A 23291-nucleotide genomic window follows, 5' to 3' on the forward strand; every position below is an offset into this window, starting at 1 on the left:
TATGCCGGAGCTGTTTTATTTTCGTATTATATCAAACTTAATTGATTACCATTCTACGAATTTACCACGAGCTTTGCGTTCAGCAAGAATTTCTTTCAGACGTTTGTTCTTTTCTTTAGCTATGTATTTACGTCCAAAGATATTAGGAATGGCAACACCAAGTGAAATACACAATATCACCATACCGGAAGTAATACCGCTCTGTATTGCTTTCATCAATACTGATATCTGTTCAGGTGATTCCACATTCATATTGATGATACCGAAAAGCATACGGTACATAAGCACTCCAGGGATCATAGGAATGACAGAAGGGATAGTCAATACGTGGTTTGGACAGTGGAACCAATGTACAGCCTTAATAGCTATAAGGCTTACCAATACAGAACCGGCAAACGATCCTATTACAAGTCCCATATCAAGACCTATATTGTCTGTACTTGGACCCAAATTTACGAAGTTACGTGTACAAACTGCTATTATGCCTCCTATGGCAACAACCCACAACAGACGGCGAGGTATATTGAATATCATAGAAAATCCCATTGCAGAAATGGCAGCAGCTATGGCATATTCAATATATGTATGATGCGGAACCATACTGATAGTCGGGAAGAAATTTTCAATATGACATATCTTTACAGCAAAAGCAATACCGAAAGCCATGGCAGAAACCATAAGCAACGTATTGACAGCACGTACTATACCGACCTGAATATAATTGTCCAGCATATCATCAACAAAGTTTATCAACGGCACTCCCGGTACAATGAACAATGCACATGCCAAAAGCGGATGCCATGGAGTGGTTGTCCACGAAGCAGGCAATAATGTAGATGCCCATGCCAACATTGTAGAAATAAAGGCAGCGATAGCAATACCCATGTAATGATTTAAACCTGACTCATTACATTTGGCACGTACCCTCATACCGATTATAGCGGCTATTGAAGCATAAAGGAAAGCAACCCAGTCGCAACCGAACTGAATACAGAATCCACCGCAGGCAAAACCGGCACCGATAGCAACCTGCCAAGGAGTATAATTACGTTTGCGCTTACGAATTTCTTCCAGCTCCTCCTCATACTGGTCAAGGGTGTAATCGTTTTCGATTGCACGCCATGACAATTTGCTCACAGCAGATATAGCAGTCATGTTCACTCCATGACCTTCTATCCTTTGGAATTTTGTAAATGAATAATCACCATCACTCACATTTACCATAAGCATGGTAAAACTGACGTTGATGTGAAGTTTTTCTTCTGGAATACCTAGGAAAGCGGCAGTACGCTTCATGTTCCTTACCACACGGTTAGTATCGGCAAGGCTCTCAACCAAAAGTTTCCCAGTGCGTAGAAGTAAATCTACTCGTCGATGAAGCAGCAGTTCATCATGTACTTTTTCTGTCGTCTGAAGATGTTCCATATAGTCAAGTTTTGTTTTCGGCTGCAAAGGTATTAATTATTCCTATTTTATACGTATCTTTGCAGAGCAATATTATATAAAAAATACCCGGATTTGATAAGAAACAGAAAAATCACATATCGTTTCCACAGTTTTGTGGAAAAATTACACACCTTTTAATAACAGAAACTACTTAACAAAACAGCTTAAACAGTTTATTTTCAATAAATTAGGTTTTCCATAGTAATTATGGCACATGGATTGCCCTAAATTTAACGGCATCTAAAATATTAACAGATAAGTATATGAAACGAATTTTGACAAAAAAGGACTTGAAGTTCAAGAAAAAACAAGCCATTTACGCAAGCATCTGCATTATCTTAGTAGTAGGTTTTTATTTTATTTTCAACAGAAAAGATAAACCTGTTATAGAAAAACCTATTGTGTGTGTGCAACCTGTTGTACAGGAGAATGTTGAGATCTATGGCGACTATGTGGGACGAATCAGAGCACAACTTTTCGTTGAAGTCAGAGCCAGAGTGGAAGGCTTCCTGGAAAGAATGCACTTCGAAGAAGGTAGTTACGTTAAAAAGGATCAGGTACTTTTTGTCATCAATCAGGACCAATACCGTGCAAAAGCCGATAAAGCTAGAGCTCAGTTGAAAAAAGACGAGGCTACGGCACTGAAAGCCAAACGTGACTTAGACCGTATCCGTCCACTGTATGAGCAGAACGCAGCCAGCCAGCTGGACTTGGACAATGCCATAGCTGCATACGAAACAGCAGAAGCAAGTGTAGGTATGAGCAAGGCTGACCTTGAACAGGCTGAACAAGAATTGGGATATACTATTGTACGCTCCCCTATTTCAGGACATATCAGTGAAAGACTTGTTGACCCGGGAACTCTGGTTGGTACCGGAGGCAAATCATTGCTTGCTACCATTGTAAAGAGTGACACTGTTAACGTGGACTTCAGCATGACAGCACTTGACTATCTTAAAAGCAAGGAAAGAAACGTTACTTTCGGTCAGAAAGATACCACACGTACATGGAAACAGACTGTAACAGTTACACTGCCGGACAATACAGTATATGAACATAAAGGTCTGGTGGACTTCGCAGCTCCACAGGTTAATCCTAAGACCGGTACATTCCAGGTAAGAGCCGAGTTGCCAAATCCTGAACATGTTCTTCTTCCGGGACAGTTTACTAGCGTAAAAGTTCTTCTCGATGTAAGAGAGAATGCTACAGTAATTCCAAAGAAATCACTTATCATCGAAAAAGGCGGATCATACGTATTCGTTATGCGACGTGACTCCGTAGCAGAAAGACGTTTCATAGAGATAGGTCCTGAATTCAAGAACGATGTTGTAGTGGAAAGAGGTCTGGCACCTGGTGAAATGATTGTGACAGAAGGTTATCACAAGCTAACACCGGGAGTGAAAGTACAGGTTGCTCCTGAAGCTATAAACCAGGAAGAAAACAAGGCTGACAATGACAGCAGCACTACAAGCAAGTGAAATTAACACAGAGGTAAACTAACCAAGCTACACATTTATGAAAGTAAGTTTCTTTATAGACAGACCTGTTTTCTCGGCTGTCATCTCAATACTTATTGTCATAGTAGGTATCATAGGATTGATGATGCTTCCTATTGACCAATACCCACAGATTACTCCGCCTGTGGTTAAAATCAGCGCTTCATATCCGGGTGCGAGTGCAGTAACAGTTTCACAGGCTGTTGCTACTCCTATCGAGCAGGAACTTAACGGTACACCAGGGATGCTTTATATGGAATCCAGCAGTTCAAACTCGGGAGGTTTCTCGGCTACTGTCACTTTCGACATTTCCGCTGACCCTGACATGGCATCAGTAGAAATCCAGAACCGTGTGAAATTGGCTGAATCAAGACTACCGGCAGAAGTCGTACAGAATGGTATCACTGTGGAAAAGCAGGCGGCCAGCCAGCTTATGACACTGACTCTGATGTCTGACGACCCAAAATTCGATGAGATTTATCTTAGTAACTTTGCAACTCTATATGTACTTGACCTCCTTCGCCGTATTCCAGGTGTGGGTAGAGTTTCAAACATCGGTAGCCGTTACTATGCTATGCAGATTTGGGTTGATCCTGCAAAACTTGCCAACTTCGGACTTACAGTACAAGATCTACAGAATGCACTTAAAGACCAGAACCGCGAATCGGCAGCCGGAGTACTTGGTCAGCAGCCTATGTCAAGCGGAATAGATATAACCGTTCCAATCACAGCACAGGGACGTCTTTCTTCAGCATCACAGTTTGAAGAGATAGTACTTAGAGCTAATCCGGACGGTTCTCTCATCAGAATGAAGGATGTGGCCAGAGTTTCTCTTGAAGCATCATCATACAGTACAGAAAGTGGTATCAACGGCGGTAATGCAGCAGTTCTTGGTATATATATGCTTCCGGGAGCAAATGCAATGGAAGTGGCGAACAATGTAAAAGAGGCAATGAAGGATATAAGCAAGACTTTCCCTGAGGGACTTGAATATAACTTTCCTTTTGATATGACCGAATATATATCGGAATCTATCCACGAGGTTTACAAGACTTTATTCGAAGCATTGTTCCTGGTTATCGTTGTGGTATTTCTTTCTCTACAGAGTTGGAGAGCGACGCTTATCCCTGTAGTAGCAGTACCTATATCACTCATCGGTACATTCGGATTTATGCTGATATTCGGCTTCTCGCTCAATATGCTTACGCTGCTGGGACTCGTTCTTGCCATCGGTATTGTGGTGGACGATGCTATCGTGGTGGTAGAAAATGTGGAACGAATAATGGAGGAAGAAAAACTCAGTCCATACGAAGCCACAAAGAAAGCTATGGAAGGTCTTGTTGGAGCCGTAATCGCAACATCACTGGTGTTGGCAGCGGTATTCGTTCCTGTAAGTTTCCTTTCCGGTATCACTGGTCAGCTGTACCGCCAGTTTACTGTAACAATCGTGGTGTCAGTACTTCTTTCTACAGTAGTAGCCTTGACATTAAGCCCTGTGATGTGTTCTTTGATATTGAAGCCTACAGATCCTGACAAACCTAAGAACAGGGTGTTCAACTGGATAAACAAGTGGTTAGGAATTGGTAACAACCACTACGTTAAATACATAAAAGGTGTAATAAAGAATCCTCACCGAGTAATGGCAGGTTTCGGTATGGTTCTGGTATTCATTTATGTATTCCATAAATTAGTACCAACCAGCTTCCTTCCTGTAGAGGATCAGGGATATTTCACAGTGGAGCTTGAATTACCTGAAACAGCAACACTTGAACGTACACGCAAGGTTACCGACAGAGCTATTGACTTCATAATGAAAGATCCAGCAGTAGAATATGTTCAGAACGTTACGGGTAGTAGTCCACGTGTTGGAACAAGTCAGGCAAGAAGCCAGCTCACAGTCATCCTGAAAGAATGGAAAGAACGGGACAATACAACGATAGACGAGGTTATGAATAGAGTTCGGAAAGAACTGGAAACATATCCTGAGAGCAAGGTGTTCCTTTCCACTCCACCGGTAATCCCAGGACTTGGTACTGCCGGAGGTTTCGAAATGCAGCTTGAAGCCAGAGGTGAGGCTACATACGATGACCTGGTACGTGCCACAGACACTTTGATGCATTACGCTTCAATGCGTAAGGAAATAGCAGGCCTGTCATCATCACTGCAGGCTGAAATACCTCAGTTGTATTTCGATGTTGACCGCGACAAAGTGAAACTCTCAGGAGTACCAATGGCTGACGTATTCTCTACGATGAAGACTTACACAGGTTCGGTTTATGTGAACGACTTCAATATGTTCAACCGTATCTACCGTGTATATATCCAGGCTGAAGCTCCTTATCGCCAGCAACGTGAGAACATAGGTCTGTTCTTCGTAAAAGGTTCATCTGGCGACATGATTCCGCTTACAGCACTTGGAACAACAGACTACACCACTGGACCGGGTAGTATCAAACGTTTCAACATGTTTAATTCGGCTGTCATACGTGGTACAACCGCCAACGGTGCCAGTTCAGGTCAGGTAATGGAGATACTGGAACAGATAGCACGCGAGAAACTTCCTGACAACATAGGTGTGGAATGGAGCGGTCTGTCATATCAGGAAAAACAAGCAGGCGGACAGACTGGTATTATATTGTCCCTTGTATTCCTGTTCGTATTCCTCTTCCTTGCAGCACTATATGAAAGCTGGACAGTACCTATCGCAGTATTGATTTCACTTCCTGTTGCAGTGCTCGGAGCATACGCCGGAGTAACATTATGCGGACTTGAAAACGATACCTACTTCCAGATTGGTCTTGTAATGCTTATCGGTCTTGCAGCAAAGAATGCCATCCTTATTGTGGAATTTGCCAAAGACGAGGTAGATAAAGGCAGAGATGTTGTAGAATCAGCCATACATGCGGCGCAATTACGTTTCCGCCCTATCCTTATGACATCATTGGCATTCATCCTTGGTATGCTTCCTATGGTATTGGCTACAGGCCCGGGATCAGCCAGCCGACAGGCAATCGGTACCGGAGTATTCTTCGGAATGATCATAGCCGTTACAGTAGGTATAGTGCTTGTACCTTTCTTCTTCGTAATGATATACAAGGCTACAGGCAAAATGAAACAGAAACGTATCAACATAAAGAAAGCATAACATATGAAACATATAGCATCTATATTAAGACTGACAATCTTCTTCCTAATGGCTTCCACCATCGGTGGTTGCCAATTAGGAAAGCACTATACACGTCCTCAGATTGAGATGCCCGAAGTGCTTGACAGTATGAGCATGGACAGTACATCTATGGGTGATTTCCCTTGGGAAGAACTTTACACAGATACTACGCTGCAGGCTTTAATAAGAAAAACACTTGAATACAATAAGGATATGCTTATAGCCGGTGCACGCATCAAAGAGCTGGCAGCAATGAAGCGTATCGACTGGGCCAACATGTTTCCGGCTATAACCAACAAAATATATGCAGAGAACGAAAAAGAAAATTATGGTGGTAATAAGCCATCACTTGACAATGAATTTGATATAAAATTAGGAGTATCCTGGGAGCTTGATTTATGGGGAAACCTACGTTGGGCACGTGATAAGAGTATGGCTGATTTTATGGGTTCCATAGAGAACCAGCGCGCTCTGAAAATGAGTCTCATCGCACAAATGGCACAATCATATTTCGAGTTGGTAGCATTAGACAATGAGTTGGCCATAGTTCGTAAGACAGTTGATGCGAGACGTGAAAGTCTGTATCTTGCCAGAATCAGATACGAGGGTGGGTTAACAAACGAAACAGCCTTCAGACAAGCTCAGGTGGAATTAGCCAGAACAGCAACGCTCATCCCTGATCTTGAGAAGAAAATATCATTGAAAGAAAATGAGATAGCTTTCCTGACAGGTGAATATCCACATCATATAAACCGTTCAGTGCTGCCTGAAGATGTGTTACTGCCGGCTACCCTACCTGTTGGTTTGCCGTCAAGCCTTCTGGAGAGACGTCCTGATGTAAGACAGGCGGAACAGTCTCTCATAGCAGCTAATGCTGCAGTTGGAATAGCATTCACAAATATGTTTCCACGCCTGACTTTGACAGCATCATACGGAGCTGAAAGTGAAGAACTTAAAGATATTTTCAAATCTCCGCATCACCTTATTGCCGGTTCGCTCATTACCCCAATATTTAATTTCGGTAAGAATCGCGCAGCACTTAAAGCCAAGAAAGCCGCATATGAGCAGGCTACATACGCCTATGAAAAAGCTGTACTCAACGCTTTCAAAGATGCAAGAAACGCTATCGTGGAATTCAACAAGACACGTGATATATACGAAACCAGATTGAGACTGGAGCAGGCTTCGAAAAGCGCTCTTGACCTTGCCGAACTGCAATATATCAACGGTGTTATCGGATATATAGACTTGCTGGATGCGCAGCGTGGTTATCTTGATGCACAGATTGGATTGAGCAATGCCATACGCGACAAACAGATTACTCTTGTAAATCTATACAAGGCTCTTGGCGGTGGATGGGCACAGGATACAAAATAAAGACAAATTTATAACCCGTTTAAAAACTGTTCAGGCGGTGTTCAGAGAACGTTTAGTGAACGTTCATTGAACACCGCCTGAATGTTTTCTAAATGGCCTTTAAACAGGTTGCTTAATTAAAGAATTTTATTCCTATAAATATAGTTCTCGGCTGTGTAGGACCGTAAAAGTATTTTGAATCGCGTCCTATACCTTTATCCAAATCTTTCTGGAAAGCATTAAACATATTGTTCACACCACCGTTCAACTGAAGTTTCAGATGATCGTTCAATACAAAAGTGTAGTTAAGTTTCAGGTTAAGTTCCATAAAATCCGGAGTCTTTTCAAGAACATCTTTCTCTATATAACCGGCAAAGTGAGGTACCAGCATACGTCCTGTATATACACCAGACAATGAGAAATCAAAATTCTTATTCTTGAATGGAGCAGAAGTAAACGTAAAATAACCGTACAGGTCAGGAGTACGCGTCATCTTCTTTGTAGGTGCCACATCTGCATCCTCGCTCCAATAAACAGCCTCTGTATATCTGCTTTGCTGTGCAGTAAAACCTAACTGCAACTGAGCATCCCTACCATGAGCTATCTTATAGTCGATATTTGCTCCATACACTCTGGCACCACGTCCGTTACAGCGCTCCTGTATGGTAGTTCCCTGCTGATCGCCCTCACCTATATTTTTAAGATAGAATACATCGTTAAGCATTGTGTAGAAACCTTCAATCAAAAGGTTTGATTGGAAATGGCCGAACGAAGCACTCCAATCTACAGAACCGCTGAAGCTGTTTGAGCGTTCAGGTTTCAGCCCTTCCGCCAGACGGATAATCATAGCCTCACCACCTACGGCTGCAACATGAAGGTCTTCATCGTATGCCTGTGGGGCACGGAAACCAGTTGACCAGGTCAGACGTCCCTGTACCTTATCCGATGGTTTCCACAGAGCATTCACGCGCGGACTGAATATCACATTATCCACAAGGTTATGCTTGTCAAGACGAAATCCGGCCAATAAAGTGAACTTGTCCATTTTCCATTCGTTCTGGGCGTATGCGCTGGCTACTTTCACATCCTGCTTTAAATCGCGGTTATATCCCGCCATGATGTCATGCAAAGAGTTATACTGATATTCCAGACCACCGGTAAAAGTAGCCGGAGAGAAGAGACACTCATCCATATTGCCCACATACATAGCTCCACCTACGGCAGTAAGGTCATCAGTAGTTCCGTATGCCTTTCCCGGATCATCAAGTTCCTGCGTACCATAATAGCTGTTGCGGTCTGTATGCTGAACAGAACCGTAAACTGAGAGTTTATGACGATATTCATTGAAGAAGACATCGTATGTCAGACCTCCGCTGTTAATAATATGCTTTGTCTGTTCGCAGATATATGCTTCATGGGGTTGCAGATTGAAATTGCTTCCTCCGCGTCTGAATTCATTTGTAGTATGATATTCCAGGCTGATACGGCTGAAATGAGTAGGACGGTAATAAGCTCTAAGTCCGAATGTATTCATATTCAGTTTACCCAATTCCGAGAAACCGTCACCGTCAGCATCGTACGGATTTCTGTTTCTATACGACTGATACAATGCTATTCCGTATGTATTGTCAGAAGATACGAGCGAGGCATTCGCTCCCATATACTGTTCCCAAGATTTTCCTCCAAGGTTGGACATATTGGTAGAAACCTGGAATGAATTGTTTATCGGATCTTTGGTTATGATATTGATGGTACCACCGACAGCGTTTGCGCCGAAAAGAGCCGAGCCGCCGCCACGAACAACTTCTACCCTCTCAATCATATTCACAGGAATCTGCTCAAGACCATATACACCCGACAATGCACTCATCACCGGACGGCTATTGATAAGAATCTGCGAGTATGGACCTTCAAGGCCATTTATACGCACCTGAGGGAAACCGCAGTTCTGACAGTTGTTCTCAACACGCAATCCCGACTGATAGCTCAATGACTTTGCCAAATCAGTAGAATTTACCATTTCGAACAGCTTGTTGTTCATCACATTCACCACCACAGGAGCAAGCTTTCTGCTAGTCTCATTTCTGTTGGCAGAAACCACCACCTCGTCTGTCATGATAGTTTCTTCCGAAAGGACAAAATGCACATCTACAGTATATTCATCGCTTACATTCACTTCCTTGGTCTGCTGTGCATAGCCTACTGAATTCACTTTCAACGTATATCTGCCTGCAGGAACTTTTTTAAGCTTGAAATATCCGTCTGTATCAGTCACTGTTCCCTCGCCTGTTTCCACTATAATGACCGTAGCGTACGGAAGACTGTTTTCTGTACCTTTTTCTATTACATGACCTGTTATTACGTTACCCTCTTTCGCAGGGTTATTATCGACTCCTGTCGCCATACTGACTATAGCGCACAAAAGAGCCGAAATGAATATTGATAATTTCTTCATTTCTTCGTTTATTCAAGTTTGATAAAATGTTATGACATATTGATCCCATGCCTATACAGAAATACAGGCACGAAAAGACAGGACACCATACATGGCACCTTACTATACAAATAGAAATGAAGAATAAGGAGGTGCACGCAGACCTATACCGGAATCGAATTCCGGCAGCAGACATGTGGGGACATGTTCTGTATAGTCAATAAGGAATATAGGTTGAAACGGAGTATCGACAATCAAAGGTTCCGAAGCTTCCAAAGAATGGAAATCCGTAAGAAAATGTAGAACCAGAGTCTGTCCGGCTGTATGTGAATGCTGATCAGAGAATGGATGCGAATGCACTACCATTACGCCGTTCACCACGTGTACATGGGCATAAGCAGAGACTATGGCATAATATGCCACAAACACAGTAAGAAACAGCGAGGCCGTTATTCTAATCCATGCTCCAGTGCTTTTTGTCATAACTCTATTTATACTCATTATAAATTACGCAGCAAAGATAAGCAAAATATTAAAGCATTCAATGTAATGGAACAAATTTTATGCGTTATATAAATATATGCCATGACAAAATCATACAAATATGACATTATCATGGCATTCAGAAACTATTTTACATTAAATTTTGATAATAACTGCAACATATCAGACGGTGGCGTTTCACCTTCGAACAAAGGACATATCATAGTATATCTGGTACTGCTAACACCATCTATTTCACGTGCACTCCTCAGACATGCTTCCAAGAATGCAATTTCTTCCTGTTTCTCTACAATCATCATTTCCACCATAGCCTTACATTGCTTGACAGTTTCCCTTCCTGTCTTTAATATCTTTCCGTATGATATTGCCTTAAATCCAAGCTCAGGCAAGCCCAAATTTGCATTTACATACCCTACTGCCAGATCTATCAATTTGCCGTTGATAGTATTAAGCCGCTTGAGCTCTTCAGCGCATGCATCATATTCTCTGACAAAATCAAGATAATCGCCATTATTTATCCTTTCGGGATCATCTATTATTATCGATACAGCCTTACATACGTCACCCAAGGACGTTTCAAGATAATGTGTGTGTATCTTATAAAAAGGTTTGGTATCCTCTATCAATTTCAAAGTCTCATTATAAGCATAAGTACAGTCTGATATATATGCATCTACTTTTTGAGAACCGGAAAATGCAGGACGTTTCCATTTGACAGCCATACTCTTCTCTGTATAAACAGGTGAAGTAACAACCCCTTGTGACAATCTGGCTGCTTTAGGTATATCAAGCTGTAGCACATCTTTCGTAAGTTTTATGTCATAGAATACAAACTGTCCGGAAGTATTATTCGTATTTGCAAGCCAGAACATAAGCTGTTCACAACCGTTTATCGGAACTGTTACCGTCTGCGGTTCCATAGTCTCATAAACTGTCAGTTCAGCAACAACCATTTGGTCTGCTCCGATAAGCAATGTCTCTTTATAATCTGATCTGTTTTCAGTAAACGGACGCAAACAGGCTACTGTAAATGTCACACTATTATATTCTCCATAAGTATTGAATGCGGCACAAGAGTTTTCTATAGCATTACCACCTGCAGCCAGAACCAATAATGCAGCAGCACCTATGAGTGTGCTTCCAACTATAGCTCCCCCCACTGCAGCACCGGCAGATACAAACGCAGAACCTACTGCAGCACTACCAATAATACCTGACGTAGCATTGTCAGTACCTGATGCCAATACACCATGATCAAGAGAGAAATGCACACTGGTCTGCAACATGAAACCTTTATTTATACGTGTTCCGTCAGGCATCTGGAAGTACCTGCGTTGAGTCGTTCCATCATAAAATATTTCATCCTTAGAATCAGCCTTTGTACTCACGTAATGTATATAAGGTGCTCCCAAATCAATCAAATCTATTTCATCAGGACATGAAGGTTTGGGATGAACAAAAAGATCATTCTCTACAGGTTCTCCTCTATACACAACAATATCCGCAATTCCGTAAGCCCCGACATTCAGATTTCCGGAACCACCGTTTTCAAACCTCAGTTTCCTGCATTTCTTTATAGGAATAACAAAATGTTGATTAGGATATGTGGCCTTCATAGGAGCCTGCAGTACCATTTCATCATCAGCATAAACCCTTATCACATCATTGGTCATATTCCAACTTTTACCAACATATCCAGCAGTGAAACTTACATAATCAAACTCTCTGCCCAAATCAAAAACCGCATAAGAGATTATATTATCGTTCCAGAAATCTGCTTTTTCATAAAGAATAAAACCCTCGCTGAACCTGGTTCCTCCCATTGAAAACGTTATATGGTCTGATGAACCATCATAAACCTGATGTTCAATCTGACCTCCTACGGCATACGGAGGTATATTTGATATCAATTTACATACGTCAGGCAAAGTCTTCAACCTTGGATTTATATCCTCTGCCAGACTTTCTCCTTCGTTCTTAAAAGTTCCTTCGGGATATAATGTAGCATCTACTATAGCGGCATACATACTTTGATTTGACTGCTCAGTATGAAATGACAGTTGCTGACAGCCTTTTACATTCAATACTATACGTTTAGCTATATCATCCTGCGAAATTTCATACTCATGAATTATCTTACCGTCAGCCTTTATTGTTATCCATCCTTTCCCACCGCTACTCTTGTCATTGTTTACCGGACCGGCAAGTAGGCTTAATGTTTCATATTGTCCCCTAAGATTAAAATAAGAGCTACCCGGCTGTACACCAATTAGAGCCATTGTCATTTTGCAGATAAATCCATAATGGTACTTATTAGCATTTACAAAGACTGTTTTATACTCATCATCCGGAGAAATACAATAATGATTTACCTGCGCATAGGGACGTAAATCTTTAACGAGCTGTATCGGTTTTGTAGCCTTGGCTATAAGATTTCCTGTCTCTTTGGGCGTCTGACCAGATTTCCATAAAGTAGCCTCAGCAAAAGCTATTCTGTCCTCACCTTTCACTATCACGAAATTCAGTTCATCAACTCCCTTTATATTCAATTTCATTCGTCTTGGGACATCATACCTACGTACAACTTCATCCATAATCTTCTTTCCATCGGCATAAACAGTTACGACCGCCGGATCATAGTCCAATGATTCCGGATCATAGATACGCCCCAGCACAAACATTATGTTTTCATACTTTCCTCCCAGCCTGAACGTTGCATACCCGGGTTTGTAAGGTCCCTGAGAACTCCCTATGGTAAAACCTCCCTGCCATTTCAATCCTCCGCTAATATTCATCTTCTTAGAATTTGTTCCACCATACCTGTATGCTTCATACATATACGATTTTACAGGTTTAACCGTATTTACAAGATAATCAACCTGAGCATTTACCTCTGACAATAGTAAAATCATCACAGATATAAGAAATAGTAATCTTTTCATATATTGGACTTTAATGATTATTAGAAATTAAAAATATCACGACGAAAGAACAATAGCACGGACATTTTCGAAACAATGTTGTTTCAAATCAAAAGGAGAAATCAAGAAGTCAAGCACTCCTACATCCATAAAATTCAGGACGAAATCATCACCTTCGAACGAATCTATCTGCAATAAAATCTGCCAGTCCTCATAAGGAGTATCCCAATTATCCCATTGTCTAAACTGCGGTTCCGCCAACAAAGCATGTTCGTCCGAATTTTCTTTTTTCAGACTGAAATCAATCTTGAGTTCATGTGGAGGCACAAACCCTTTATCAACATTATCAAGATTTACCTCGCGAACATCTTCCGATAAAGGGAAGTACATAACCTTAACGGCATTAACGTCACTTACTACACCACCAATAGGGGTACAGCTATAATAATCTCCAACATAATTTCCCATTATTGCAAAAAACGATAGTACTCCGGTGTGTGGAAGAATATTGCCAATATCATACGGAGCCACATCTGCCAGATTAATCTGACACAAGAAGTCATAATAACATTTGTTTCCTTCGTCATCAACATATTCAGGGAATGAATATCCCAAGGGCAAATCAGGATTTCCCCAAAAGTGGGAAGAACCGCAAGGTAACTTTCCACATAGATTTGACAATATAAGATGAATAGGTTTCATAGTATTATATTTTGAATATAAACACTAATTTCGGATATAAACAAAAATAACAATTATATTTATAAAAATAAAGTATTTTGACAAATTATTAAAAGAATTGTAGTATATTTGTTATAAATATCCAAAAATAAAGCCAATGATAACAGAAGTAACAATAAAAGACGCTACAGAAATAACTGCCATATATAATCACTATATACGTGAAAGCGTAGCCACTTTCGACACAGAAGAGTGGAGTGTAGAAAAAATGTCGGAACGCATACAGGCTCTTTCGTCTGCTTATCCATATATAGTTTTCAGAATGCCTGAAGGAAAGATAGGAGGTTTCTGCTATGCCCATCCCTGGAAAGAAAAAGACGCTTACAGCCGTACACTTGAGACAACAGTCTATGTATCACCGGAATATACAGGCCGCGGCATAGGAAAACAACTTATGAATGAACTTATCAGGATATGCCGCGAAAGGAATTTCCTGACTCTGATAGCCTGCATTACAGAAGGAAATGAAAGCAGTTTCAGACTTCACGAAAAATTAGGTTTCGAACGCGTTTCACATTTTAAGAAAGTAGGCATGAAATTCGGTAAATACCTTGATGTGATAGACTACGAGCTGATACTATAACCCCAAAAACACTAAATAACAGAATGTTAGAAGATATATTTCAAGTAAAATCAAATAATATTACTCCCGAGAAAGGCAGAATATTACTTGCATCGCCTTTGCTTAATGATTACCATTTCGCACGTACAGTGATACTTATGGTGAACCATGGAGATAACGGCGACATGGGTGTTGTCTTGAATAAAGACTTCAGATACCATGTTTCATTGAACGACCTGGTAAAAGATCTGGAAGATGTACCTGCAATACCGGTCTATAAAGGAGGCCCCGTGGGACGTGACACGATGTTCTTCATACACGATATTGAAGAAATAAAAGACTCGCTTCCTTTGAAAAACGGATTGTTCATGAATGGCGATTTCAATCAGATGATAGATTATATCAAATCCGGTAATCCAATTTCAGATAGAGTACGTTTCTATCTAGGTTATGCCGGATGGGAAGAAGGACAGTTGCAGTCCGAAATGGAAGAAGACACATGGATTGTGAGCGAACTTCCGAAAGACAGACTGTTCAAGGAAAACTACAGGTCATTATGGATGAACTGCATGAATGACATGGGAGAGCCATACAGCACATGGGCTAAATATCCCAAATTTCCAACAATGAACTGAGGTACTACCTGTCGGCTATCTTCTGAAACATACAAACATCATAATACTGCTGTCCTCGACGTATCCACAACTTGAGGACGGCAGTTTCTGTAAATCCGCAAGAAAGGAAAGTTTCACGCCCGGCCTCATTATCACATCTTACATACGCATACAGCTGGTTCATGCTCAAAAATCCGAAACAGTGTTCCTCTATCATACGGAGAGCATTTCGCCCAATACCCTTTCCTCTGAATTCGGACAATACTACAATTCCAACCTCAGCCCTGTTATTACGCACATCAAAATCGAATACATCCACTATTCCAGCCACCTTTCCGTCAGGCAATACAATCATCAGCCTCAACTGTTTGTCGGTAAATATATCGTTAGTGTTGGTGGCAATATACTGTTTCATCTGATAGCGTGAATAAGGTCCGGTATTATCACCATTATGTATCCACAAATCCGAATCATTTTCTATATCCAGCATGATGCCAAGATCTTCCGGTTCTGGGGCACGAAGTATTATATCCATACTCATGATTCCTCCTCTTCCTTAAGCAAGTCTAGTTCCGAAAGCAGTCTTTTCTTACCCGGTACACAGAACATCGAGGCTAGTACTGCCATTGCACCGCAAAGCAGGCCTGTTGTATCCATGGTCCAGTAATACAGAGATATATTGAATACAGCCACTACCAAAAGCAGTATAATCCTTACCTCACTCCAACGGCGGTAACTCTTCAAAGCACTATCAATATCAAGGTTCCTGATATATTTTGTCAGCGACAGATTGAATATACGCAACGACATAGGGATAAGGCATATTGCAAGTAACACTCCGGTCAACTGGGCAACATATACAGCTTTGGAATCACCAACCAGAGCTCCTTCCTCCAGAATACCGTTTTCATATCCAGCTATCAGGCATATAATAATTACCCATGTAACAGCAAACTCTATTTTAAGCAGTCTAAGCAATCTGTCTATTTTCTTTTCCATCATTCAATTTTCATTTTATCACATTTTACCTGTAAACTCAATCCTGTTTACTATAGAACGTCCCAAAGTAACCTCATCTGTGTATTGCAGTTCATCACCTATCGAAATACCACGCGAAATCACGGACACCTTCACATCAAGTCCGCTCAGTTTGCGGAAGATATAGAAGTTGGTACTGTCACCCTCCATAGTAGAGCTCAATGCCAGAATTATCTCTTTCACTCCACCGGCCTTTACACGATCCACAAGACTGTCTATCTGCAAATCATTCGGCCCCACACCATCCATAGGAGAAATCACACCGCCCAGCACATGATACAATCCGTTAAACTGCTGGGTATTCTCTACAGCCATCACATCGCGGATATTTTCAACCACGCACACAATTGAAGAATCGCGCGAAGGAGTGGAACATATCCGGCAGATATCCGTATCCGAAATATTATGGCATACCTTACAGTATTTCACCTCATGCTTTAATGTGACTATCGCATTGCCGAACGCCTCTACGGCCTCGGTATCCTGACGCAAAAGATGAAGGACAAGACGCATCGCAGTCTTTCTTCCTATACCCGGCAATCGTGAAAACTCGTCAACGGCCTTTTCCAAAAGTACCGATGGATATTGTTGGTTCATTGTGTCTTTTTTTGAGTTTGTTAGTTTACTTCAAGCCGCAAAAATACAAAAAATCTGATTATCTTTGTGCTTTAATTTACTATTAACATGAACGGCATATTCATTCTAATTACAATAATAATCTATTTCGGAATATTACTTGGCATATCGCGTATAACTGCACGCAGACATTCGGACAACGATGCATTCTTCCGTGGCAACCGCCAGTCACCATGGTATATAGTATCATTCGGAATGATAGGTGCATCACTGTCCGGAGTAACATTCGTTTCTGTACCAGGCATGGTGAAAAATATAGACATGACCTACATGCAGACATGTATGGGCTTCTTTGTGGGCTATCTGATAATTGCCCACGTACTCCTACCCCTATACTATAAGCTGAACCTTACGTCAATATACACATATTTGGGGCAAAGGATAGGCAGATATTCATACAAGACGGGGGCTTCATTCTTCCTCATATCCAAAATGCTGGGAGCGGCCGCCAGACTATATCTGGTATGCATTATCCTGCAACACTACGTATTTGATGACTATAACATACCGTTTGCCGTGACAGCCATAGGAACCGTATTGCTGATATGGCTATATACACACAAGAGCGGCATACGTACGATAGTATGGACAGACAGCCTGCAGACACTGTGTCTCCTGCTTGCTTTGGGACTGATATTGTATAATGTGGCAGACAAGCTGAACCTGAATGTAGGCGGAGTGATAGACACCATAAAGAACAGCAGCGAAAGCCGCATCTTCGTTTTCGACGACTGGCAGTCTAAACAGAACTTCTTCAAGCAGTTCTTCAGTGGGATATTCATAACCATAGTAATGACAGGACTTGACCAGGACATGATGCAGAAGAACCTCTCCTGCCGTAATCTTAAAGAAGCACAAAAAAATATGTACTGTTACGGAATATCTTTCGTGCCGGTAAATCTGCTTTTCCTTTCATTGGGTATCCTGCTCATGGTAGCAGCCACACAGATGAACATAACAATTCCGGCCAAAGGCGATGACCTTCTTCCGATGTTTGCGGCAGGCGGACATCTGGGATATGCGGTACTGGTTTTCTTCACCATAGGAATAATAGCGGCAGCATTCTCAAGTGCCGATTCCGCCCTAGCCGCCCTGACTACAAGCTTCTGTATAGACATTCTGAATACGGACAGATATAGTGAAAAGAAAGCCGAGAGAGTAAGAAAAATCACTCATCTTGGTATAAGCATAGTGTTCGTGGCATGTATTCTGATATTCGAAGCCATAGACAGCCAAAGCGTGATAGACACTATATATACACTTGCATCATATACCTACGGTCCTCTACTGGGACTTTTCTGCTTCGGACTTTTCACTAAATTAAGGCCACGCGACAAATATGTACCTTATATAGCAATTTTATCACCTGCCATATGCTACATAATAGACATTCTCACATTCAATGCCACAGGATACAAGTTCGGTTACGAAATGCTGATGTTCAACGGTTTTCTCACATTTATGGGACTTGCCGCATTGAGTTTGGGAAAGAAAAGGATAAGTTGTTAGTTTTTAATTGTTAGAAAATTTATAAAAGACATATATATGGAAATAAAAAGTGCAGAATTCACAATAAGCAGCTCAAGAGCTGATATGTGTCCAAAATCGGATATACCGGAATATGCTTTCATAGGCCGTTCCAACGTGGGAAAATCCAGCCTTATCAATATGTTGACAAAGAAACCAAAGCTCGCCATGACTTCATCCACTCCTGGTAAGACTCTGCTTATCAACCATTTCCTGATCAACAAAGAATGGTATCTTGTCGATCTTCCTGGATATGGATTTGCATTGAGAGGCAAGAAGATGATGGAAAAGATCAAGAACCTCATAGAATACTACGTTCTTGAGCGCGAACAGCTTACCTGCCTTTTTGTATTAATAGACAGCCGTCATGAGCCTCAGAAAATCGACCTTGAATTCATAGAATGGCTTGGCGAAAACGGCGTTCCGTTTGCAATTATATTTACAAAAGCCGACAAACAGACTGTAGGCAAGACAAGACAGAACGTAAACAACTACTTGAACAAGCTGAAAGAGCAATGGGAAGAATTGCCTCCTCATTTTATTTCTTCATCTGAAAACGGAACTGGCAGACAGGAGATACTTGGCTATATAGACGGTATCAACAAATCATTGAAAGAACAATAAAAAATTAATCCGCTTCATACATCTATCAAAGAAGTATATAGCGGATTATAATTTTTATAATCGTTTTCTGAACAAGAAATACAAAACATTACCTACACAAAACGTACATCTTTCAATATCTTCTTCATCACATTACGTCTGGCCGTCTTCAGTCCTGAAGATAAAGACTCAGCAGATATTATTTCAAGACAATTGCTTAATTCAGACAGAAGTTCCGGAAAGAACCTGCACTGCTCATATGCCAGCTTCATACACAAAGCACGATTAGAACACGATTCGTGAGACGATTGTATAGTTTCAAAACAGAAATCAATAAAGTCGGTACGCAAAGTGTCACATTCAAACGGCTGCCTCAACAGAAGAGTGAGAAGCAAACGTTTCTTTCCCTCATGCTTTTCAGATATAACCTTATCAATCAATTCGTCATGCTTTGCATACAGCCATTTACTGTTCGACAGGTCAAAATAGGTAAACACCCACACGGCATTATATGAAACCTTGACATCCTCATCAGATATCAGGGTATATAGTTCTTCTTTCAGACTGTCGTTGTCCGTACCTTGAGTGAGAAAACATATCTCGTGTATGTCGTCCTGACTCAAACGCTGAAGGAGTCTCTTACGGAAATCCATATCCTATCCCTCAATTTCGCTGAGTTCCATCCAGCGCATGGTCTTCTCATCAATCTCGTCAGTAAGTATCGGAAGACGCTTCGATTTCTCAGTCAGCTCGTCCACACTCAATGTACCACTGCAAAGAGCATCTTCTATAGCCTTCTTCTCCGCTTCCAGTTCAGCTATTTCCTTTTCAAGCTGATCAAACTCCTTCTTTTCCTTAAAGGTCATGCGGCGCTTGTCGTTCAGGCGCACCTTCTGAGTTTTCTCTTCCTTTGGTTTGGCAGCTTCCTTTTCGCGATCCTGCTTTGCAAGTTTCCAGTCACGATAATCAGAATAATTACCCGGAAAATCACGGATATCACCCTGACCGTTGAACACAAGGATATGATCTACCACCTTATCCATAAAATAACGGTCGTGGCTTACCACAATAACACATCCTTTGAAGTTCTGAAGATATTCTTCCAATACCTGCAAAGTCACAATGTCAAGGTCATTCGTCGGCTCGTCCAGAACAAGGAAATTAGGATTACGCATAAGTACAGTACAGAGATACAGGCGTCGTCTTTCGCCACCACTCAACTTATATACGTAGCTGTGCTGAGTCTCCGGAGTGAAAAGGAAATGCTGCAGGAACTGCGATGCCGTAAGCCTCTTGCCGTTACCCAGCTCTATCACTTCGGCAATATCAGTTATCACGTCTATAACCTTCATTTGCTCGTCAAACTGAAGTCCTTCCTGCGAATAATAACCGAAACGCACTGTCTCACCTATATCCAAACGTCCGCTGTCAGGCTTTTGCAATCCCATAAGGATTTTTATAAAGGTTGACTTTCCTGTACCATTGTTTCCCACAATACCCATCTTTTCATATCGAGCAAAGATGTATGAGAAATCGTCAAGAATCTTCAAATCGCCGAAACTCTTATAAAGATGATCAGCCTCGAATATCTTAGAACCGATGTAAGAAGCCTTCACATCCAGCTTCACGTTCGAATCGTTCATTCTTCTTTTAGCCACTTTCTCCAGTTCATAGAAAGCCTCCTCCCTATATCTCGCCTTGTGTCCGCGTGCCTGCGGCATACGGCGCATCCATTCCAGTTCGGTACGGTAGAGGTTGTTGGCCCTTGCTATTTCCGCATTGGCGGCATCAATCCTCTCCTGGCGTTTTTGGAGATAGTAACTGTAGTTTCCTGTATATGAATATACCTGCTTATTGTCAAGCTCGATAATCTCGGAGCATACACGGTCAAGGAAATATCTGTCATGAGTCACCATAAGCAGGCTCAGAGTACCTCGCTTGAGATATTCCTCCAGCCATTCTGTCATATCGAGGTCCAAATGGTTGGTTGGCTCATCAAGTATAATCAGGTCCGGCTCTGTGATAAGCACATTAGCTAGAGCCACACGCTTGAGCTGACCTCCGGACAGTTGCTTTATTTTCTGATTGAAATCCCTGATTTTCAACTGAGAAAGAATCTGTTTTGCCTTTCTTTCGTAGTCCCATGCCTTTTCGTGCTCCATACGTGCCAGCAAGTCCTCCAGTCCGGGGTTCCCTTCGGTTTCCATACATTTCTCATATTCTTTTATGAGCTGCACCACAGGAGTACCATGATAGAAACATGCCTCAAGCACTGTTATATCGTCTGGATAATGCGGACTCTGTTCAAGATAGCCAACACGAAGGTCGCGACGGAAAGTAATCTTTCCATCATCATAGCCTTCCTTTCCGGCAAGAATGTTAAGCAAAGTAGTTTTTCCGGAGCCGTTCTTCGCTATCAGACCGATGCGCTGTCCCTCGGCCACTCCGAAAGATATTGAATTGAATAGAACCAAATCACCGAACGATTTGGTAAGATTTTCTACCTGTAAATATGGAGTCATTTAAGAATATGAGTTTGTAAGTTTATGAGTTTATGAGTTTGTAAGTTTGTGAATTTATAAATTCCTGCAAACCGCAACCAATTCTTAATTTTTAATTATTAATTATTTATTTATCGCCTTCTCTACCTCTTCCTTTATCTTTTCGAATTCAGCTTTCAGGCTACATGACTTACCGTTCTTAACCCTGCTCCATACCAACTGCTGTGGATACACCATAACATCAGTTTCGGCAAACTTCAGTGCAGGATACTCTTTCTGTCCGTCTATCACAGTCACCCATTCCATACCGTCCATTTCATTGACAAGTATGGCGCCGAAAGCCATTCCGAAGGACTCCCAGGCCTGACGCTGACTGTTATTGAACTTGCCGCTGTCCATCACTTTCTGAATGCTTGCAATATCAGCCTCTGATGAAGTAAAATCTTTTGTAAGCTGTTTCTTGATAGTCATCACAGCCCAGTCGAAGCTCTCGTTTATGGCATTGATTTCAAGTACACGCACAGGGATGACCTCTTTCCAAGGTTTCTCTCCCTCGCATCTCACCTTCAACGAAGTTATAATGCTCTCTGCAGGTTTCATACTTTCTCCTTTAGCCACAGTAAAAGAACATTCCACAGAGATGTCACCCTTTCCTGTAATCCACAGATGCGAAGTGTACCAATTTCCGTTTTCCTGGAAATTCTCAGTTGAATAGACGCACGACCACTCTCCCACCTTCACCAGTCGTGAAGTACGGTTGTTCTTCAATTCATAGTCCATACACTCTTCGGCATACTTCTTGTCCTGCCCTTTGAAAGCAGAGATTCTGAAATTACCGTTCCACTTTTCAGGATTGTAAAAAAGGAAGCAGTCTTCTGTATCTTCAAACTCATGCCATCCTGCCGGATATTCCAGCGAGAACCATGAACCGGGAGAAATATATTTCATATATGAGATAGTTTAGATGTTAATACTTAATTCTGTATGCAAATATAATGCTTTATAGAATAAAACAAAAAACTTTTTCCCCGTCAAAACAAGTTTTCGTGCTGATATAAAGCTATTTTTATGGTTAGAAAATCTATAAATATAAATTGTATTTATATAAACCACAGTGTAATTTCTATAAACCACAGTGTAGTTTATAAAAACAGAACTGTTATTTATAGGAAATATAAGCATAAATATAAGAAAATATAATGACGTATTTAATATCTCCTTATATTCTATTTTTCAAGTTATTCCCGCAGGACTTGTATGTATATGAGGGAAACAAAAAGACTGGTTTATCAGCTTTACCACATGCAATTGTTTACAAACAACAGTTTGGGTTGAAGTACAGTATGTGAACCTGTAACATTCAACTTTAAGGCATACTTAAGTAGTATGTACTGACAGTTTAAGTCAACCTTACATGGCATTGAGCTTGCGGATGTTTCTGTTTTGAGTTTCCATATCAATTATTATCATCATAATTACAAGTACGGCGATTCAGAACGAAACCCTTACGATAAGGCAATTTGGTCTTCATCCCTTTATTACGAGTTTAATCCAAATAATCACTTTAAGTTATTTGCCCGTGAAATGATCAGAATATTGAAAGTATCCAAAATGCCTTTAGAGTAATACCAAATGTTGACATAACTATATTATCGTTGATGAACATCAACTATTCTATTAATTTAACATATATAGACTTTTCAATTAAGAATAATGAGGGAAATACCAGTAATTTCTATATAGCCG

At 41.2% G+C, this 23291-nt stretch carries 18 protein-coding genes; 7 read left to right on the forward strand and 11 right to left on the reverse strand.

The genetic code is table 11. The annotated features are described in order from the left end of the window. Nucleotides 1-45: 45 nt before the first annotated feature. Nucleotides 46-1425, reverse strand: coding sequence for a threonine/serine exporter family protein (locus Q0486_RS10010; RefSeq protein ID WP_299232545.1), 1380 nt, complete (start codon nucleotides 1423-1425; stop codon nucleotides 46-48). A 284-nt stretch (nucleotides 1426-1709) separates the two neighbouring features. On the opposite strand from Q0486_RS10010, the gene Q0486_RS10015 reads away from it, so the two are divergent. From Q0486_RS10015 to Q0486_RS10025, 3 genes are read left to right on the forward strand one after another with little or no spacing between them, the layout of a single operon-like run. Next, complete coding sequence (locus Q0486_RS10015; protein WP_299232547.1) at nucleotides 1710-2924, forward strand: efflux RND transporter periplasmic adaptor subunit; 1215 nt, start codon at nucleotides 1710-1712, stop codon at nucleotides 2922-2924. A 37-nt stretch (nucleotides 2925-2961) separates the two neighbouring features. Beyond that, nucleotides 2962-6087, forward strand: coding sequence for a multidrug efflux RND transporter permease subunit (locus Q0486_RS10020; RefSeq protein WP_299232550.1), 3126 nt, complete (start codon nucleotides 2962-2964; stop codon nucleotides 6085-6087). A gap of 48 nt (nucleotides 6088-6135) precedes the next feature. Beyond that, nucleotides 6136-7485: an efflux transporter outer membrane subunit gene (locus tag Q0486_RS10025; protein WP_299232631.1), complete on the forward strand. Its 1350-nt coding sequence runs from the start codon at nucleotides 6136-6138 to the stop codon at nucleotides 7483-7485. A gap of 112 nt (nucleotides 7486-7597) precedes the next feature. On the opposite strand, the gene Q0486_RS10030 is transcribed toward Q0486_RS10025, so the two are convergent. The 4 genes from Q0486_RS10030 to Q0486_RS10045 form a co-directional block, all read right to left on the reverse strand. Next, nucleotides 7598-9868, reverse strand: coding sequence for a TonB-dependent receptor (locus Q0486_RS10030; protein WP_299232633.1), 2271 nt, complete (start codon nucleotides 9866-9868; stop codon nucleotides 7598-7600). Nucleotides 9869-10021: 153 nt separating this feature from the next. Continuing rightward, the gene (locus Q0486_RS10035) at nucleotides 10022-10381 is read right to left on the reverse strand and encodes a hypothetical protein (protein ID WP_299232551.1); all 360 of its coding nucleotides are present in this window, start codon (nucleotides 10379-10381) and stop codon (nucleotides 10022-10024) included. A 146-nt stretch (nucleotides 10382-10527) separates the two neighbouring features. After that, the gene (locus Q0486_RS10040; protein ID WP_299232552.1) at nucleotides 10528-13344 is read right to left on the reverse strand and encodes a hypothetical protein; all 2817 of its coding nucleotides are present in this window, start codon (nucleotides 13342-13344) and stop codon (nucleotides 10528-10530) included. A gap of 36 nt (nucleotides 13345-13380) precedes the next feature. Further along, nucleotides 13381-14025 carry a YwqG family protein gene (locus tag Q0486_RS10045; protein ID WP_299232553.1) on the reverse strand — a complete coding sequence of 215 codons (645 nt, stop codon included), beginning with the start codon at nucleotides 14023-14025 and terminating at the stop codon, nucleotides 13381-13383. Between the two features lie 136 nt (nucleotides 14026-14161). On the opposite strand from Q0486_RS10045, the gene Q0486_RS10050 reads away from it, so the two are divergent. Both Q0486_RS10050 and Q0486_RS10055 read left to right on the forward strand, forming a co-directional pair. Further along, nucleotides 14162-14647 (forward strand): GNAT family N-acetyltransferase, encoded by a 486-nt coding sequence (locus tag Q0486_RS10050; protein WP_299232555.1) that lies wholly within the window; start codon nucleotides 14162-14164, stop codon nucleotides 14645-14647. A 23-nt stretch (nucleotides 14648-14670) separates the two neighbouring features. Then, nucleotides 14671-15261, forward strand: a complete 591-nt coding sequence (locus Q0486_RS10055) for a YqgE/AlgH family protein (protein ID WP_299232557.1) — start codon at nucleotides 14671-14673, stop codon at nucleotides 15259-15261. 4 nt (nucleotides 15262-15265) lie between these two features. Here Q0486_RS10055 and Q0486_RS10060 read toward each other — a convergent pair whose 3' ends face one another. From Q0486_RS10060 to recR, 3 genes are read right to left on the reverse strand one after another with little or no spacing between them, the layout of a single operon-like run. Further along, entirely contained in the window at nucleotides 15266-15775 is a 510-nt protein-coding gene (locus Q0486_RS10060; protein ID WP_299232559.1) for a GNAT family N-acetyltransferase, read from the reverse strand. A 2-nt stretch (nucleotides 15776-15777) separates the two neighbouring features. Next, entirely contained in the window at nucleotides 15778-16239 is a 462-nt protein-coding gene (locus tag Q0486_RS10065; protein WP_299232636.1) for a hypothetical protein, read from the reverse strand. Nucleotides 16240-16257: 18 nt separating this feature from the next. Next, entirely contained in the window at nucleotides 16258-16875 is a 618-nt protein-coding gene (gene recR, locus Q0486_RS10070) for a recombination mediator RecR (protein ID WP_299232561.1), read from the reverse strand. Between the two features lie 87 nt (nucleotides 16876-16962). Between recR and Q0486_RS10075 the strand changes: the two genes are divergently transcribed. Together Q0486_RS10075 and yihA are read left to right on the forward strand one after the other, a co-directional pair. Then, nucleotides 16963-18423 carry a sodium:solute symporter gene (locus tag Q0486_RS10075; RefSeq protein ID WP_299232564.1) on the forward strand — a complete coding sequence of 487 codons (1461 nt, stop codon included), beginning with the start codon at nucleotides 16963-16965 and terminating at the stop codon, nucleotides 18421-18423. Nucleotides 18424-18459: 36 nt separating this feature from the next. Then, nucleotides 18460-19065, forward strand: a complete 606-nt coding sequence (gene yihA / locus Q0486_RS10080) for a ribosome biogenesis GTP-binding protein YihA/YsxC (protein WP_299232566.1) — start codon at nucleotides 18460-18462, stop codon at nucleotides 19063-19065. A 92-nt stretch (nucleotides 19066-19157) separates the two neighbouring features. Here yihA and Q0486_RS10085 read toward each other — a convergent pair whose 3' ends face one another. The 3 genes from Q0486_RS10085 to Q0486_RS10095 form a co-directional block, all read right to left on the reverse strand. Next, entirely contained in the window at nucleotides 19158-19697 is a 540-nt protein-coding gene (locus tag Q0486_RS10085; RefSeq protein WP_299232568.1) for a hypothetical protein, read from the reverse strand. 3 nt (nucleotides 19698-19700) lie between these two features. Further along, the gene (abc-f, locus tag Q0486_RS10090) at nucleotides 19701-21566 is read right to left on the reverse strand and encodes a ribosomal protection-like ABC-F family protein (RefSeq protein ID WP_299232570.1); all 1866 of its coding nucleotides are present in this window, start codon (nucleotides 21564-21566) and stop codon (nucleotides 19701-19703) included. 102 nt (nucleotides 21567-21668) lie between these two features. Beyond that, entirely contained in the window at nucleotides 21669-22493 is an 825-nt protein-coding gene (locus Q0486_RS10095) for a DUF3805 domain-containing protein (protein WP_299232572.1), read from the reverse strand. Nucleotides 22494-23291: the final 798 nt, after the last annotated feature.

Origin of the sequence: uncultured Bacteroides sp. (genome assembly GCF_937912035.1) — a bacterium.
GTDB lineage: Bacteria > Bacteroidota > Bacteroidia > Bacteroidales > Bacteroidaceae > Phocaeicola.

Excerpts from the sequence above, each read along its gene's own strand:
- Q0486_RS10075 (WP_299232564.1), top strand. The coding sequence starts at position 16,963 with ATGAACGGCATATTCATTCTAATTACAATAATAATCTATTTCGGAATA.
- Q0486_RS10065 (WP_299232636.1), bottom strand. The coding sequence starts at position 16,239 with ATGGAAAAGAAAATAGACAGATTGCTTAGACTGCTTAAAATAGAGTTT.
- Q0486_RS10050 (WP_299232555.1), top strand. The coding sequence starts at position 14,162 with ATGATAACAGAAGTAACAATAAAAGACGCTACAGAAATAACTGCCATA.
- Q0486_RS10020 (WP_299232550.1), top strand. The coding sequence starts at position 2,962 with ATGAAAGTAAGTTTCTTTATAGACAGACCTGTTTTCTCGGCTGTCATC.
- Q0486_RS10085 (WP_299232568.1), bottom strand. The coding sequence starts at position 19,697 with ATGGATTTCCGTAAGAGACTCCTTCAGCGTTTGAGTCAGGACGACATA.
- Q0486_RS10055 (WP_299232557.1), top strand. The coding sequence starts at position 14,671 with ATGTTAGAAGATATATTTCAAGTAAAATCAAATAATATTACTCCCGAG.
- Q0486_RS10015 (WP_299232547.1), top strand. The coding sequence starts at position 1,710 with ATGAAACGAATTTTGACAAAAAAGGACTTGAAGTTCAAGAAAAAACAA.
- Q0486_RS10010 (WP_299232545.1), bottom strand. The coding sequence starts at position 1,425 with ATGGAACATCTTCAGACGACAGAAAAAGTACATGATGAACTGCTGCTT.
- yihA (WP_299232566.1), top strand. The coding sequence starts at position 18,460 with ATGGAAATAAAAAGTGCAGAATTCACAATAAGCAGCTCAAGAGCTGAT.
- abc-f (WP_299232570.1), bottom strand. The coding sequence starts at position 21,566 with ATGACTCCATATTTACAGGTAGAAAATCTTACCAAATCGTTCGGTGAT.
- recR (WP_299232561.1), bottom strand. The coding sequence starts at position 16,875 with ATGAACCAACAATATCCATCGGTACTTTTGGAAAAGGCCGTTGACGAG.
- Q0486_RS10025 (WP_299232631.1), top strand. The coding sequence starts at position 6,136 with ATGGCTTCCACCATCGGTGGTTGCCAATTAGGAAAGCACTATACACGT.
- Q0486_RS10060 (WP_299232559.1), bottom strand. The coding sequence starts at position 15,775 with ATGGATATAATACTTCGTGCCCCAGAACCGGAAGATCTTGGCATCATG.
- Q0486_RS10095 (WP_299232572.1), bottom strand. The coding sequence starts at position 22,493 with ATGAAATATATTTCTCCCGGTTCATGGTTCTCGCTGGAATATCCGGCA.
- Q0486_RS10035 (WP_299232551.1), bottom strand. The coding sequence starts at position 10,381 with ATGACAAAAAGCACTGGAGCATGGATTAGAATAACGGCCTCGCTGTTT.
- Q0486_RS10040 (WP_299232552.1), bottom strand. The coding sequence starts at position 13,344 with ATGAAAAGATTACTATTTCTTATATCTGTGATGATTTTACTATTGTCA.
- Q0486_RS10030 (WP_299232633.1), bottom strand. The coding sequence starts at position 9,868 with ATGGCGACAGGAGTCGATAATAACCCTGCGAAAGAGGGTAACGTAATA.
- Q0486_RS10045 (WP_299232553.1), bottom strand. The coding sequence starts at position 14,025 with ATGAAACCTATTCATCTTATATTGTCAAATCTATGTGGAAAGTTACCT.